The following is a 13,142-nucleotide window of genomic DNA, read 5'->3' as shown; positions in this document are numbered from 1 at the left end:
CCAGCGTACTCACCTTGCCGTCATCTGTCCCTAGGAACAGTCGCCTCCGGCCTGCCGTTATGCCATAGCAGGCCGTCGGCATCAGCCGACACCGTCGATGTCGAGGATGTCTCCATGCGCTTGCCGATTTTGACCCTCATCGCGATTGCCACGCTGTTCGTTGCCGCCGATGCCAGCGCCCAGACCTACGATCCGCGCTACCCGGTATGTATGCACGTCTATACGCCCGGGGGCTTCACCGGTGGCGGTGGTGACTATTTCGACTGTTCCTTCACGTCGCTGCCGCAATGTCGCGCCACGGCATCGGGCCGCGCGGCCAGCTGCGATCTCAATCCTTATTACGCCTTCGATGAACCGCCGCCGCCGCGCCGGCGTCACAAGAAAGTGCATTAGCGATTCCGATGCGGCATAGCAGACTACCTTCCATGCGTTTCTCGTTCGGCCTGATCATGATTGCCGGCGCGCTGCTTCCGGCCGCGCCATCCCAGGCGCAGACCTTTGATCCGCGTTATCCCGTCTGCATGCACGTCTATTCCGGCGCGAACGGCGGTGGTGGGGAGTGGTACGACTGCTCCTTCACCTCGCTGCCGCAGTGTCGCGCCACGGCCGCCGGCCGTTCGGCGATCTGCGATCTCAATCCGTACTATCCGGTCCACGCGCCGCCGCGATCTCGCTTGCGGCGTAGCGGCGAGTGGCCCAACGGGTAATCGGCGCGCCTTGCGAGCAGACCCTCGCAAGGTCAATCCTTCCTGATTCCCGACAGCTCGACCACCTTGCGCCAGCGATCGGTTTCCGTCGCCAGCATGTTGCCGAACTCATGGGCATTGCCGTGCAGCGGGATCGCGCCGAGCTCGGCGACACGGGCCTTGATACCGGAATCAGACAGCGCGGCGTCGATCTCGCGATTGAGCAGATCGACGATCTCGCGCGGCGTGTCGCGCGGGGCGCCGACGCCGTAGAACGATGACGTCTCGTAGCCGGGCAGCGCGTCGGCGATCGACGGCACGTCGGGCAAGATTTCCGAGCGCTCGCGCGTGGTGATGCCGAGGGCGCGCAGCTTGCCGGCGCGCACCAGCTCGAAGGACGAGGAGACATTGTCGAACATGCCCTGGATCTGCCCGCTCATCACATCGGTCAGGCCCGGCGCCGAGCCGCGATAGGGGACGTGGGTGAACTGCACGCCGGCCAGCGACTTGAACAATTCGCCGGAGAGGTGCAGCGAGGTGCCGATGCCCGAGGAGGCGATCGATATCTTGCCGGGATTGGCCTTGGCGTAGGCGATGAAGTCGGCGACGGTCTTCACCGGCAGGTCGTTGTTGACGACCAGCACCAGCGGTATCCGCGCAACGCCGGCGACCGGTGCGATGCCCTTGGCGAAATCATAGGGCAACGCCGGATCGAACGAGGCGTTGATCGCGTTCGCGGTCGAGGTCAGCAGCAGCGTGTAGCCGTCGGGTGCGGAAGAGATGACCGCCTGCGTCCCGATATTGCTGCCGGCGCCGGGCTTGTTCTCGACGACGAAGGTCTGGCCGAGCCGGTCGGACAGCCGCTGGCAGAGCAGCCGAGACAGCAGGTCGGTCGCGCCACCGGGCGCATAGGGCACCACCCATTTCACACTGCGCGCGGGATAGGACGGATTGTCGAGAGCAAAGGCACGCGGCGCGGCGAGCGCGGCTGCGGTGCAGGCGGCGGTTTGAAGGAAATGTCGTCTGGTGATCATCTGTCTTGCCTCAACAAGAAACTGAAGCCACGCGCTCTTCTTCCTTCGCTCCTTGCGGGAGAAGGTGGCGCGAAGCGCCGGATGAGGGTTGTCGCCAATGGCGAGATGGCCCGTGAGGAGAGAGACCCTCACCCGTCGCGCTGCGCGCGCCACTCTCTTCCAGGGGAGAGGGTAAGAGTGCCCGCTCGGCATCGCTGCTATCGCAAGAATTGTGCAGCCGCGCACGCCGATCCGATCGACTTGGTAAAGGATGGCTAGAGTTAATCGCACACTAACGGAGTTTTACCTTGTCCCTTAACACCTGGGCAGGGCGGGCGGGCTAAGTTGCCGGAAACCAGCAGACGGTCCGCAAGAGTGAACAACATGACCACCGGCGTCATCGAGCAGCCGAAAGCGGCGCGCACGTCCTCGGCTTCTAAGATCTGGCTGAAGGCGATCGAGCTGACAGCCCGGATCGAGACGCTGCCAGGCCGGCTGTTCGCCGATGTCGTCGAGGATTGGGCGGTCCGCCAGCCTGATCGCATCGCGCTGGTCACCGATGACGCGGCGCTCGACTATGAAGGCTTGTCGAAGCGCATCAACCGCTATGCGCGCTGGGCGCGCTCTGTCGGCGTGGCCAAGGGCGATACCGTTGCGCTGATCATGGCGAACGGCATCGACTATGTTGCCGCCTGGCTCGGCATCAGCCGGATCGGCGGTGTGGTTGCGCTGATCAACACGAAGCTTGTCGGCCAATCGCTCGCGCATTGCCTCAATCTCGCAAAGCCGGCGCACATCGTCGTCGCGCACGATCTCGTGGTGGTGCTGGAGAGCGCAACGCCGTATATGAGGACGCAGCCCAAGGTTTGGACCCACGGCAATGCTCGTGGTGAACGCGCGATCGATGCCGCGCTTGCTGTCCTCGACGATGGCCCGCTCTCGCCGGAGGAACACGGCAAGGTCAGCATCAACGACCGTGCGCTGCTGATCTACACCTCAGGTACCACCGGTCTGCCGAAAGCGGCCAGCATCAGCCATCGCCGCATCCTCAATTGGGGCTTCTGGTTCGCCGGCCTCACGGGCGCGACGCCGCAGGATCGGCTCTACGATTGTCTGCCGCTATTCCATTCGGTCGGCGGCATCGTCGCGCCATGCAGCATGCTGGCCGCCGGCGGCTCGGTGGTGATTGCGGAAAAATTCTCGGCTTCGAACTTCTGGCCTGACGTCGTACGGCATGACTGCACGCTGTTCCAGTATATCGGCGAGCTCTGCCGCTACCTGCTGAAGGCGGCGCCGTCGGAATACGAGAATCAGCACCGCCTGCGGCTCGTCTGCGGCAACGGCCTGCGCGGCGACATCTGGGAGGATTTCCAGGCGCGCTTTTCCATTCCGCGCGTCCTCGAATTCTACGCGGCGACGGAAGGCAATTTCTCGCTGTTCAACGTCGAGGGACAGCCTGGCGCGATCGGGCGCGTCCCGCCGCTGCTCGCGCACCGCTTCCCGGCCAGTCTCGTCAAGCTCGATCCCGACAGCGGCGCGCCTCTACGCAATGACGAGGGCTTCTGCATCGCCTGCGCTCGCGGCGAGCCCGGCGAGGCCATCGGCCGCATCGGAACCGCGGACGAGGGCGGCGGCCGCTTCGAGGGCTACACTGATGCCGGTGAGACCGAGAAGAAGATTCTGCGCGACGTCTTCGCCAAGGGCGATGCCTGGTTCCGCACTGGCGATCTGATGCGGATCGATGACAAGGGCTTTTTCCATTTCGTCGATCGCATCGGCGACACCTTCCGCTGGAAGGGCGAAAATGTCGCGACCTCGGAAGTCAACGATGCCGTGCGCGACTTCGCCGGCGTGATCGACGCCACCACCTATGGCGTCAGCATTCCCGGAGCGGATGGCCGTGCCGGCATGAGCGCGCTCGTCGTGAACGACGGCTTTGACATTTCCGCACTGCCCGTCCATCTCGCGCAGCGGCTGCCGGCCTATGCCCGTCCCGTCTTCATCCGTATCTCCAGCGAAATCGATGCGACCGAGACCTTCAAGCAGAAGAAGGGCGAGCTCGCGCGGGAGGGATTCGACCCCGGCGCGATAAGCGATCCGCTATTCATGCTCGATCCGAAGTCGGGGGCCTACGTCACGCTCGATTCAGAGGGATTTACGAAGATTATTGAGGGGGTGGTTCGGGTATAGCGCGCGGAAATCCGCAGATAGGTCCAATTTTATCTGAATTGTCCAAGAAGCCATTTACTTGTGTCGGGTAAACAGACGGCCATGGGAGGCGGTCATCAAGAGCCGCCGCAACACGAACGATAACGAAAAGCGAGCCAGCCATGTCGGTAAGGTCTAAGGTCATTGAAGCGATCCAGCAGATCGCCAAGGAGCAGAACGTCACGCTTCCGGAGCTGTCGGACGATCTGTCGCTGCACGAGACGGGCTTCGATTCGCTCGCCTTCGCGATTCTCGTGGCGCGGCTCGAGGACGAGATCGGCGTCGACCCCTTCACCATTTCCGAGGACGCCGCGTTTCCCGCCACGGTGGGCGATTTCGTGCGAGCCTACGCAAATGTCCCCGCGTGAGATCTTTGCGCTCCGCGACCATCTCGGCGCGGAGCTGAAAGGCCGCACGATCTCCGATGCGCACGATGTCGTGTCGCTGACCGACATCCTGTCGCACACGGTCCTGGGCGGCCGGCTGCGCGAGCTGTCGGGCCGTGCCGTGCTGCTCAAGCTGTCAGACCAGCTCCGGTCGGGCCTTGCCATGATCGAGCTCGACGGCATCGCCCGCCGCATGCTGCTGTGCCCGCCGGATCTCAATCCGGCGCATCTCGATGCCTTGATCGCGGATGCCGGGATCGATGCGGTCGTCACCGATGAGCCCGACCGCTGGGCGGACACCTGCGTGCCGCTGGTCGTCGTCGCGCGATTGCCGCTTCAAGTCATCGCGCCGGCCAAGTCCGAGCGCGCGACCGAATGGCTGATGCTCACCTCGGGCACCTCAGGCGTGCCAAAGATCGTCGGCCATACGCTGGAAGCCTTGACCGGGGCGATCGTCGCTGAAGGCCCTGCACGTGGTCAGGCGCCGGTCTGGGCGACGTTTTACGACATTCGCCGCTATGGCGGCCTGCAGATATTCCTCCGCGCCGTTCTTTCCGGCGGCTCGATGGTGCTGTCCGATCCGCATGAATCGCTCGCCGATCACGTCGCGCGGCTGAAGGCGCGCGGCGTCTCGCACATCTCCGGTACGCCCTCGCATTGGCGCAAGCTCTTGATGAGCGGTTCGGCGGCGCAATTCGCCCCGGCTTACGTCCGTCTCTCCGGCGAAATCGCAGACCAGGCGGTGCTGGACGGTTTGAAGGCGGCGTTCCCCAATGCCTCCGTCGGCCATGCCTATGCCTCAACCGAGGCCGGCGTCGGCTTCGCCGTGAATGACGGGCTGGAAGGCTTTCCGGCCGATTATCTCGGCAACCGCAACGGCGTCGAGATGAAGGTCACCGACGCCTCGCTGCGAATCCGCTCGGCGCGCACCGCGCATGCCTATGTTGGCCGCAATGCGGCGGCGCTCACCGATGCCGACGGCTTCGTCGACAGCGGCGACATCGTCGAGCTGCGCGGCGACCGCTATTATTTCGTCGGCCGTCGCGGCGGCATCATCAATATCGGCGGGCTGAAGGTCCACCCCGAGGAGATCGAGGCGGTAATCAACCGCCATCCCGACGTGCGGATGTCGCGGGCCAAATCCCGCCGCAGCCCGATCACCGGCGGCATCGTCGTCGCCGACGTAATCCTCACTGAGGGCACCGATCAGGCACGCGCGAAGGAGATCCGCGACCAGATCCTGGAGCATTGCCGCGCCCAGCTCGCGTCCCACAAGGTGCCGGCGGTGATCCGCTTCGTCGAGGCACTCGACGTCACCCCGGCCGGAAAACTGGCGCGCACCGATGTATAATGTTCTCGTCACCGGTGGCAGCCGCGGCATTGGGCTAGCGATTGCGAGGCGCCTCGTTGGTGCAGGCTTCAACGTGATCGCGGCCGCACGGCGCGAGAGCGACGAGCTCAAGGCGGCCATCGCCGGGTCCGAGGAGCGTCTGCACTTCCGCGCCTGCGATCTTGCCGTGATCGATGCGATCCCGGCCTTTGCAAAGCTGGTGCGCGACGAATTCGGCCCGATCTACGGCCTCGTCAACAATGCCGGCCTCGGCACCGAAGGCCTGCTCGCCACCATGCGCAATTCCGAGATTGCGGCGCTGGTGCAACTCAACGTGCTGTCGCCGATCATCCTCACCAAATATGTCGCGCGGCAGATGATGGCCGATGGCGCCGGCCGCATCGTCAACATCTCCTCGATCATCGCGACCACGGGCTACAACGGGCTCTCGGTCTACGGCGCGACCAAGGCGGCCGCCACCGGCTTCACCCGCTCGCTCGCGCGCGAGGTCGGCAAGCTCGGCATCACCGTGAATGCGATCGCTCCGGGCTTCATCGACACGGAGCTCACCCACAATCTCTCCGACGAGGGCCGCAAGCGCATCGCCGGCCGCAGCGCGCTGCGCCGCCTCCCGGAGACGGACGACGTCGCGCGCATGGTGGAATATCTGCTGGGCGAAGGCGGCCGCAATGTCACCGGGACGGTGTTCACCGTCGACGCGGGGAACACGGCGTAAGCGGAACTCTGCCGTCATGATCGCATTTGATCCGGCAATGACATTCAGCCGGATTTGGTCGTAAGATGCCCCGCAATCGATTGGGTTACGTCAATCGATCTGCCCTAATCGACAGGGAGCAGTCCATGGCCACGCCAAACATGACGGCTTCAAATCAGGGCCACACGGAGCAATCCCGTGCGAACCCCGACGATGTCCACTGCACGCCGATGTCGCATCAGAATTCCGGTGGCCATGGACATGAAATGTACCCACAGCAATTCGTCCGCCTGATCGGCTGCCATGATGCGTCTCTCGACGCCTTGCGCAAGCGTCAAGACGAGAAGCTGCACTAACCCGCTCACGTCCGCCGCTTGGGCAAGTCCTTCGGCAGGTCAATTCGTTCGTGCGAAAATTCCGGCGGTCCTTCGGTAAGGCGGCGGAGGCGGCGCTCGCGTTCGTGCGCCGGCAATGCGGGACGACACGATTCGATCTCGTGCGTTGCGATCTCTTCGATCCTGGTGGCGTCCGATGCGATCGGATGTGCCGACGTGAGGACCGGGGGCGCGATCCTCAGGCCTGGCTCGATCAGCTTGCAGATCGCATCCGAGCGGGTCAGGTGGTGCGCTTCGGTGAGTCCTTGTTGCCGAAATCGGACACCTCGATCATCCCGTGCGAGCCGACCAACGATAGCCGCTCTCCTCCGCCGGCCGTTTGATGCCGATCAATGATCCCGCCGCGGCATTGCAGCGCGGCCGCATCTTGTTGTCCGGGGCCGTTTCGGCCAATGATTGAGACGGGGCGCCCAGCGAACCCGGATCGATCATCCCACGTATTTATTTTACATCCCAACCATCCGGCATTCCCGATGACCTCAGGCGAATCCTTCTATGGCGGCATTCCCGTCTTCCGGGGCTTCACCAGCCTGATGGATCCTGCGCTCTATTCGCCGCTGCCGGACGACTGGAGCATCGGTGTTGCCGACATCGTCGATTCGACCAAGGCGATCGCGGCGCAACGGTACAAGGCGGTGAATATGGCCGGCGCGGCGGTGATCGCGGCGGTGACCAACGCGCTGGGAGGGCGCGAATTCCCCTTCGTGTTCGGCGGCGACGGCGCGAGCTTCGCGGTCGCGCCGGACGATATCGAACTTGCTCGCGAGGCACTGGCTGCGACCGCGACCTGGGTGCGGGAAGATCTCGATCTGACCATGCGCGTCGCACTGGTGCCGGTCGGCGTCATTCGCGCTCAAGGCCTTGACGTGCGCGTCGCCCGGTTCGGGCCGTCGGCAAACCTGTCCTATGCGATGTTCTCAGGCGGCGGGCTTGCCTGGGCCGATGCCGCGATGAAGCGCGGCGAGTTTGCGGTCACGGAGGCGCCCGCCGGCACGCAACCGGACCTCTCCGGACTATCGTGCCGGTTCGAGGTGATGCCGGCTGCGCGCGGCCTGATCCTGTCGGTGCTGGTGATGCCGGTGCGCGGCGTCGATCCGCACGCCTTCCGCAAGGTGATCGAGGACATCATCCATCTCGTCGAGCGTAGTCCGGAGGGCGGCCGCCCGGTGCCTCCGCAGGGGCCGCCGCTGAAATGGCCGCCGCAGGGGCTCGAGCTCGAAGCCCGCACCAAACGCGGCGGTCCGCTGCTCGCGCGCAGAGCCAGTGTGCTGGCCTATACGCTGTTCGCCTATTTGATCATGCGCTTCGACATCAAGATCGGCGGTTTCGTGCCGAGCCTCTACAAACGCCAGGTCGTCGAGAACTCGGACTTCCGCAAATATGACGACGGTCTGCGCATGATTCTCGACTGCACTCCGCAGCTCGAGCGCGCGCTGAGCGATCGCCTCGCGGCCGCCGCGCGCGACGGCATCGTGCGCTACGGCATCCATCAGCAGGATGCCGCGATGATGACCTGCTTCACGCCCTCGGCGCTGCGCAGCGACCATGTGCACTTCATCGACGGCGCGCAGGGCGGCTATGCCTCGGCGGCGACCGCGTTGAAGGCGATGACGGCAGCAAATTAGCGCCCCGCGCGGGTCCAGGTTTCACCGCCGCAGAGCGCGCCGACGCAGCCTTCGACCCGCAGCGAATCCGCGCCAGTCAGGCTGATACTGCTCGCATAGGTGCTGCCGTCATCGGCATTGTAGATCTGGCCCGCCCATTTGTTCGGTCCTGCGGGCTCCATGCCGCTGAACAACGGCAAGCCGATCATCGGACGCTTGGCGAGTCCGGGATTGGGATTCTTGCTGTCGGTGGCCGGCTGGCCGGTTGAGGTGTCATAGGGCTCGCGCAGCCACACGATATGGCCGCAGATGCCGCTGCCGCATTTGCTGATCTTGACGCGGGCATCACCCGCCTGGGTCAGCCAGGTCCCGTCGGCGCTCTGCGCGTGGGCAGCAGTCGTGCAGAACAGCGCGGCGAGGAGGACGATGAATGCAGCGAATCTGGACGTCATGGAAAGGCCCCGGAATGGAGCGCCTCCATAGCAGCCCGGCAGGATAGTGCAACGCTGGATGGAATCACTTTCCTGCGTCTATATACCCGCATTGATCTACCTGCGATCATTTGCCCCAGCGCACGAAGGCGACCGAGGCTGCGGTCGACAGCCCGAACACGACCATGGCGCCGCCGACTAGCGCGAACAGGGTCCAGGCCGGCGCCTGCGCCGTCATCAGGCCGGCGCCGCCGATCGCGACGATGAGAAGCCGGGCGGTGGACGCGAGCACGGGGCCGCCGACGCGTGCGGCGCCTTGCGAGGAGAAGTACAGCGACACGCCCATGCCGAAGAACACGAACGCCGGACCTGCCCAGTGGAAATAGCTGTGCGCGGCGGCGGTGACGCCGGGATCCCGCGTGAACAGCGCGACCCACAGCGACGGAGCAAGTGCGACGGCGAGGCCGATCAGGCCGACCGTGAGTCCGGAGGCCGCGGCGGCCGTCCAGGCCACATGCCGCGCGCGCGTCATATGTCCGGCGCCGATCGCCATACCGACCATCGGCACCGAGGCGATGCCGAAGGCGAAGGTGATCGGGATCAGCAAGAACTCCAGCCGCGATCCGATGCCGTAGCCTGCCAGCATCTCGGTGCCGAAGGTCGCGAGGATCTTCGTGAAGATCAGAATGGTGAGCACGGTCTGGAGCGGCGACAGGCAGGCCACCGCGCCGACCTTGAGAATGTCCAGGAACATCGCGCGTTCGAAATGGAAGGCGCGAAAATCGAGCTGCAATCGGCTGCGGCCGGACAAGAGATACCAGAGGAAGAAGATCGCGGCGCAGCTGAACGCGATCAGCTGGCCGCTCGCCACGCCCGGCATGCCGAATTGCGGCACGCCGAACAGGCCGAGCCCCAGCGTACCGCCAAGCGCGATCTGGAGCACGCTCGCCCCGATCAGCGTCATCGAGGGCAGGCGCATGTCGCCGGTGCCGCGGATCACCGAGGCCAGTGTATTGACGAGCCAGATCGCGACCGCGCCGGAGAACAACACCTGCGAATAGCCGCAGGCTTCCTCCAGCACGCGCTCGCGGCCGCCGAGCAGTGCGAAGAAGGAGCGGCCGAAGACGAGCATCATCACCGTGAAGAACAGCCCGCCACAGAGGCCGATGATGGCGGCATGCAGCGCCAGCGTCGCGGCGCGGTCGTGATTCCCCCCACCGAGCGCGCGGCTGATCGCCGACGATACGCCGCCGCCCATCGCGCCCGCACTCATCATCTGCGTCAGCATCGCAAACGGAAACACCAGCGCGATCGCGGCGAGCGGAATGGTGCCGAGCCGGCCGATATAGGAGGTCTCAGCAACGGCAACGAGCGTGCTGCCGACCATCGCGATCATGTTGGGGATCGCGAGCCGCAGCAGCGTCGGCAGGATCGGCGCGGTCAGAAGGCCGGCAATGGGTGAGACGACCGGCGCAACCGGCGGGACGGCATCTGCGGGGGCGTCGATCGTCATGTTCACCGCGCGGAAAATTAAATGATGATCAACATATTATAAGAGAATGAGGCGCCGGCGCAGCCCTGGCTCACGCAGGGCTCACCACGGCAGGCCGCATAGGTCGATGGTGCCCAGCGTCGGCGCGCGGACGATGTGGAAGACGTAAGGAGCCATGTAGGTGAACCGGATCCGCCCCTCCGGCTGCTCGCAATAGACCTCGCCGTTGAAGGGCAGCCAGCTCCGGGCCGCGTAGAAGGCGGCGTTGTGCGGCTCGCAGAACAGCAGGGCGAAACGGACCGCCTCGTTGGCGCGGATCGTATGTACCGCTGCCTCGAGAGCCGTGGTTGCATAGCCGCGGCCGCGCTGGTCTTCCCGCGTACAGACGCCGCCGATGCCGCCGATGTGAACCTTCTGTCCGTTCCAGGTGACGGTGCGGAAGTAGATGCCGACATGGCAGACGAGACCATCCTCGGGCGTCTCGATCAGCACGCGAAGGTCGGCATTGGCCCATTTGACGTGGCTCCAGGCCGGCTTCTCCGCTGCGTCCTGACCCCAGACCGCGCTGAGCAGCGGCTTTGCGATCGGCCACGACGCGTCGCCGTTCAAAATGTCGATCTCGATGCTCATGTCGTCCTTCACAGCTCTGCTTCGCGGCGCGTTTGTTCTGTCTTAAGCGCTTCAAAGGCAATGATATTTTTATGGCGAACCGCAGGTTTGATCGACAGCGGCCCGTTGCGACGAATTTGTGCATTCCGGGAAGGCCACCCCATCACGCCTTTTCGCAAATTCTGAGGTATTTAATGGCCGCGGAACCTTCTATAAGAGGTGACCGTTATAACTCGTTCCCCACCAGTTGCGGACAAGAACCCATGACCTTTACGCTGCCCCCACTCCCTTACGCCTATGACGCCCTCGGCCAGTACATGTCGAAGGAGACGCTGGAATATCACCACGACAAGCATCATCAGGCCTACGTCACCAACGGCAACAACGCGCTCAAGGGGACCGAATGGGAAGGCAAGTCCCTTGAAGAGATCGTCAAGGGCTCGTTCGGCAAGAATCCCGCAGTGTTCAACAATGCCGGCCAGCACTACAACCACATCCACTTCTGGAGCTGGATGAAACCCAATGGCGGCGGCACCAAGCTGCCGGGCAAGCTCGAGAAGAAGATCAACGAGGACCTCGGCGGCTTCGAGAAGTTCAAGGCCGACTTCCAGGCGGCCGGCGTCGGCCAGTTCGGCTCCGGCTGGTGCTGGCTCCAGGTCAAGAACGGCAAGCTCGAGATCTCCAAGACCCCGAACGGCGAGAATCCGCTGGTGCACGGCGCCACGCCGATCCTCGGTTGCGACGTCTGGGAGCACTCCTACTACATCGACTATCGCAACCGCCGGCCCGACTATCTCAAGGCATTCGTCGAGAACCTCGTGAACTGGGAATACGTGGAGTCCCTGTTCGAGAAGGCGTGAGTTCTCACCTCGTCATTCCGGGGCGATGCGCAGCATCGAACTATGCTGCGCAGTTGCGCACCTGAGAATCTCGAGATTCCGGGTTCGACTTCGCTGCCCCGGAATGGCAGAACAGAAGAAGGATAGAAAAAGGCGGTCGCTTACGCGGTCGCCTTTTTGCTGTGCGGAATTGCCCTGCGCGGCGCGCGCATGGGTCTGTCGTCACACCGTTTGCATCGGAGGCACGCCGCCCTTAATCAGGACGGGCATCACCCTCGAGCCGCTCCACACCCGTTGTCAGAACTTCCCCCGAAAGAACCGGCGCCTGCCGAGGACGCAGACTCCGAGCCGCGGCCAGGGCGTGTGCGCAAGCCGATCGGCTGGTCCACCATCATCATCGCGATCCTGGTGGCGGTGAGCGCGGTGCTGGTCTGGCGGCGTGACGGCGCCGACGGCGTTCTCGACATTCTCACTCACGATCTCTCGTTGTTCGGCGGCATCCTGCCGCGCGTGCTGGCAGGCTGCCTGCTTGGCGCCTTCATCTCCGAGATCCTGCCGCACGAAAAGGTCTCGCGCTCGCTCGGGCCGAAATCCGGTCTGATGGGCCTTCTGATCGGCACCGCCTTCGGCGCAATCCTGCCGGGAGGGCCCTTCACCGCCTATCCCGTCGCAAGCGCGCTGCTGGCGGTCGGCGCCGATTTCGGCGCCACCATTGCCATGGTCGTGAGCTGGACCCTGATCGGCTACGGCAGGGCGGTCGCCTGGGAAATCCCGATCATGGGCACCGATTTCACGCTGTGGCGGATCGTGATCTCGTTGCCGCTGCCGGTGCTCGCCGGCGCGCTCGGCCGCTTCGTCTATGTCAGGCTCTACCCGAAGCCGCTCGCGAAGGACGACGAGAATTGAGCGCCGCGCTGCTGATCGACATCTTGCTGTGGGGCTCGGTGCTCGGCGTCGGGCTGATCGCCTTCCGCCGCGGCCCTCCGGTGTTCAAGGCCTCGCTACGCGAAGGCTCGATGGACTTCATCAACATCGTGCCGCGGATCGCGCTGGGTGTGATCGGCTCCGGCTACATCGCCGCGATCATCCCGCAGGAGTTGATCACCGGCTGGCTCGGTCCGGACAGCAGCTGGCTCGGGGTCGCGACTGCCGTGCTGGCTGGCGCGGCCACGCCCGGCGGTCCCGTGATCGGCTTCTCCATCGGCACCGTGGCGCTGAAGTCGGGTGGCGGGGTGCCCCAGGTGGTCGCCTATGTCGTCGCCTGGGCGCTGTTCGCCTTCCAGCGGGTGATCTTGTGGGAAATACCGTTCATGCCGGCCCGCTTCGTCTGGTTCCGCTGCGCCGTCTCGGTGCCGTTCCCGTTCGTGGCGGCCGCCATCGCGATGTTGATCGGGAAGCCGTGAGGCGGGGAGCGAATCTCGAGATTCTCAGGTG

At 64.6% G+C, this 13,142-nt stretch carries 15 protein-coding genes and 1 pseudogene; 11 read left to right on the top strand and 5 right to left on the bottom strand.

Annotation, left to right across the window (positions count from 1 at the left end):
- Positions 1 to 114: 114 nt before the first annotated feature.
- Positions 115 to 393, top strand: a complete 279-nt coding sequence (locus P6U28_RS28480) for a DUF3551 domain-containing protein (RefSeq protein ID WP_122400830.1) — start codon at positions 115 to 117, stop codon at positions 391 to 393.
- Between the two features lie 32 nt (positions 394 to 425).
- The gene (locus P6U28_RS28475; protein WP_122400831.1) at positions 426 to 707 is read left to right on the top strand and encodes a DUF3551 domain-containing protein; all 282 of its coding nucleotides are present in this window, start codon (positions 426 to 428) and stop codon (positions 705 to 707) included.
- A gap of 32 nt (positions 708 to 739) precedes the next feature.
- Here the strand turns inward: P6U28_RS28475 and P6U28_RS28470 are convergent, their stop codons facing one another.
- Complete coding sequence (locus P6U28_RS28470) at positions 740 to 1,720, bottom strand: tripartite tricarboxylate transporter substrate binding protein (RefSeq protein ID WP_122400832.1); 981 nt, start codon at positions 1,718 to 1,720, stop codon at positions 740 to 742.
- A gap of 354 nt (positions 1,721 to 2,074) precedes the next feature.
- Here P6U28_RS28470 and P6U28_RS28465 point away from each other — a divergent pair, with 354 nt between their 5' ends.
- From P6U28_RS28465 to P6U28_RS28445, 5 genes are all read left to right on the top strand, one after another.
- Positions 2,075 to 3,889 carry a long-chain-acyl-CoA synthetase gene (locus P6U28_RS28465; RefSeq protein WP_122400833.1) on the top strand — a complete coding sequence of 605 codons (1,815 nt, stop codon included), beginning with the start codon at positions 2,075 to 2,077 and terminating at the stop codon, positions 3,887 to 3,889.
- A 140-nt stretch (positions 3,890 to 4,029) separates the two neighbouring features.
- Positions 4,030 to 4,275 carry an acyl carrier protein gene (locus P6U28_RS28460; protein ID WP_122400834.1) on the top strand — a complete coding sequence of 82 codons (246 nt, stop codon included), beginning with the start codon at positions 4,030 to 4,032 and terminating at the stop codon, positions 4,273 to 4,275.
- Positions 4,262 to 5,644, top strand: a complete 1,383-nt coding sequence (locus P6U28_RS28455) for a class I adenylate-forming enzyme family protein (protein ID WP_162500101.1) — start codon at positions 4,262 to 4,264, stop codon at positions 5,642 to 5,644. Before P6U28_RS28460 ends, P6U28_RS28455 begins: the two co-directional genes overlap by 14 nt.
- Positions 5,637 to 6,359: an SDR family NAD(P)-dependent oxidoreductase gene (locus P6U28_RS28450; protein WP_122400835.1), complete on the top strand. Its 723-nt coding sequence runs from the start codon at positions 5,637 to 5,639 to the stop codon at positions 6,357 to 6,359. Before P6U28_RS28455 ends, P6U28_RS28450 begins: the two co-directional genes overlap by 8 nt.
- A gap of 125 nt (positions 6,360 to 6,484) precedes the next feature.
- Positions 6,485 to 6,694: a hypothetical protein gene (locus P6U28_RS28445; RefSeq protein WP_122406371.1), complete on the top strand. Its 210-nt coding sequence runs from the start codon at positions 6,485 to 6,487 to the stop codon at positions 6,692 to 6,694.
- 5 nt (positions 6,695 to 6,699) lie between these two features.
- On the opposite strand, the pseudogene P6U28_RS28440 reads toward P6U28_RS28445, so the two are convergent.
- Positions 6,700 to 6,969: pseudogene (locus tag P6U28_RS28440) on the bottom strand (hypothetical protein); the annotation flags it as partial.
- 237 nt (positions 6,970 to 7,206) lie between these two features.
- Here P6U28_RS28440 and P6U28_RS28435 point away from each other — a divergent pair.
- The gene (locus tag P6U28_RS28435) at positions 7,207 to 8,358 is read left to right on the top strand and encodes a DUF3095 domain-containing protein (protein WP_122400836.1); all 1,152 of its coding nucleotides are present in this window, start codon (positions 7,207 to 7,209) and stop codon (positions 8,356 to 8,358) included.
- On the opposite strand, the gene P6U28_RS28430 is transcribed toward P6U28_RS28435, so the two are convergent.
- The 3 genes from P6U28_RS28430 to P6U28_RS28420 form a co-directional block, all read right to left on the bottom strand.
- Positions 8,355 to 8,789 carry a DUF2147 domain-containing protein gene (locus tag P6U28_RS28430; RefSeq protein ID WP_122400837.1) on the bottom strand — a complete coding sequence of 145 codons (435 nt, stop codon included), beginning with the start codon at positions 8,787 to 8,789 and terminating at the stop codon, positions 8,355 to 8,357. The genes P6U28_RS28435 and P6U28_RS28430 overlap by 4 nt on opposite strands.
- A 106-nt stretch (positions 8,790 to 8,895) precedes the next feature.
- A complete protein-coding gene (locus tag P6U28_RS28425; protein WP_162500102.1) occupies positions 8,896 to 10,281 on the bottom strand; it encodes an MATE family efflux transporter in 1,386 nt (461 codons plus the stop codon).
- 81 nt (positions 10,282 to 10,362) lie between these two features.
- On the bottom strand, positions 10,363 to 10,890 hold the full coding sequence (locus P6U28_RS28420; protein ID WP_122406372.1) for a GNAT family N-acetyltransferase: 528 nt from the start codon (positions 10,888 to 10,890) through the stop codon (positions 10,363 to 10,365).
- Positions 10,891 to 11,132: 242 nt separating this feature from the next.
- On the opposite strand from P6U28_RS28420, the gene P6U28_RS28415 reads away from it, so the two are divergent.
- From P6U28_RS28415 to P6U28_RS28405, 3 genes are all read left to right on the top strand, one after another.
- Positions 11,133 to 11,729 (top strand): superoxide dismutase, encoded by a 597-nt coding sequence (locus P6U28_RS28415; RefSeq protein WP_061024641.1) that lies wholly within the window; start codon positions 11,133 to 11,135, stop codon positions 11,727 to 11,729.
- Positions 11,730 to 12,002: 273 nt separating this feature from the next.
- Positions 12,003 to 12,614 (top strand): permease, encoded by a 612-nt coding sequence (locus tag P6U28_RS28410; protein WP_162500103.1) that lies wholly within the window; start codon positions 12,003 to 12,005, stop codon positions 12,612 to 12,614.
- Entirely contained in the window at positions 12,611 to 13,111 is a 501-nt protein-coding gene (locus tag P6U28_RS28405) for a hypothetical protein (RefSeq protein ID WP_122400840.1), read from the top strand. Before P6U28_RS28410 ends, P6U28_RS28405 begins: the two co-directional genes overlap by 4 nt.
- The last annotated feature ends 31 nt before the right edge of the window (positions 13,112 to 13,142 follow it).

It is taken from the genome of Bradyrhizobium sp. STM 3561, assembly GCF_045571455.1.
GTDB lineage: Bacteria > Pseudomonadota > Alphaproteobacteria > Rhizobiales > Xanthobacteraceae > Bradyrhizobium > Bradyrhizobium vignae.
The sequence above is the reverse complement of the archived record's forward strand: the minus strand, read 5'-3'. Positions and strand labels throughout refer to the sequence as shown.

What these genes read in the sequence shown, in the direction of transcription:
- P6U28_RS28460 (WP_122400834.1), top strand. Translation starts at nt 4,030, where the DNA reads ATGTCGGTAAGGTCTAAGGTCATTGAAGCGATCCAGCAGATCGCCAAG.
- P6U28_RS28480 (WP_122400830.1), top strand. Translation starts at nt 115, where the DNA reads ATGCGCTTGCCGATTTTGACCCTCATCGCGATTGCCACGCTGTTCGTT.
- P6U28_RS28425 (WP_162500102.1), bottom strand. Translation starts at nt 10,281, where the DNA reads ATGACGATCGACGCCCCCGCAGATGCCGTCCCGCCGGTTGCGCCGGTC.
- P6U28_RS28450 (WP_122400835.1), top strand. Translation starts at nt 5,637, where the DNA reads ATGTATAATGTTCTCGTCACCGGTGGCAGCCGCGGCATTGGGCTAGCG.
- P6U28_RS28430 (WP_122400837.1), bottom strand. Translation starts at nt 8,789, where the DNA reads ATGACGTCCAGATTCGCTGCATTCATCGTCCTCCTCGCCGCGCTGTTC.
- P6U28_RS28435 (WP_122400836.1), top strand. Translation starts at nt 7,207, where the DNA reads ATGACCTCAGGCGAATCCTTCTATGGCGGCATTCCCGTCTTCCGGGGC.
- P6U28_RS28415 (WP_061024641.1), top strand. Translation starts at nt 11,133, where the DNA reads ATGACCTTTACGCTGCCCCCACTCCCTTACGCCTATGACGCCCTCGGC.
- P6U28_RS28475 (WP_122400831.1), top strand. Translation starts at nt 426, where the DNA reads ATGCGTTTCTCGTTCGGCCTGATCATGATTGCCGGCGCGCTGCTTCCG.
- P6U28_RS28420 (WP_122406372.1), bottom strand. Translation starts at nt 10,890, where the DNA reads ATGAGCATCGAGATCGACATTTTGAACGGCGACGCGTCGTGGCCGATC.
- P6U28_RS28445 (WP_122406371.1), top strand. Translation starts at nt 6,485, where the DNA reads ATGGCCACGCCAAACATGACGGCTTCAAATCAGGGCCACACGGAGCAA.
- P6U28_RS28470 (WP_122400832.1), bottom strand. Translation starts at nt 1,720, where the DNA reads ATGATCACCAGACGACATTTCCTTCAAACCGCCGCCTGCACCGCAGCC.
- P6U28_RS28455 (WP_162500101.1), top strand. Translation starts at nt 4,262, where the DNA reads ATGTCCCCGCGTGAGATCTTTGCGCTCCGCGACCATCTCGGCGCGGAG.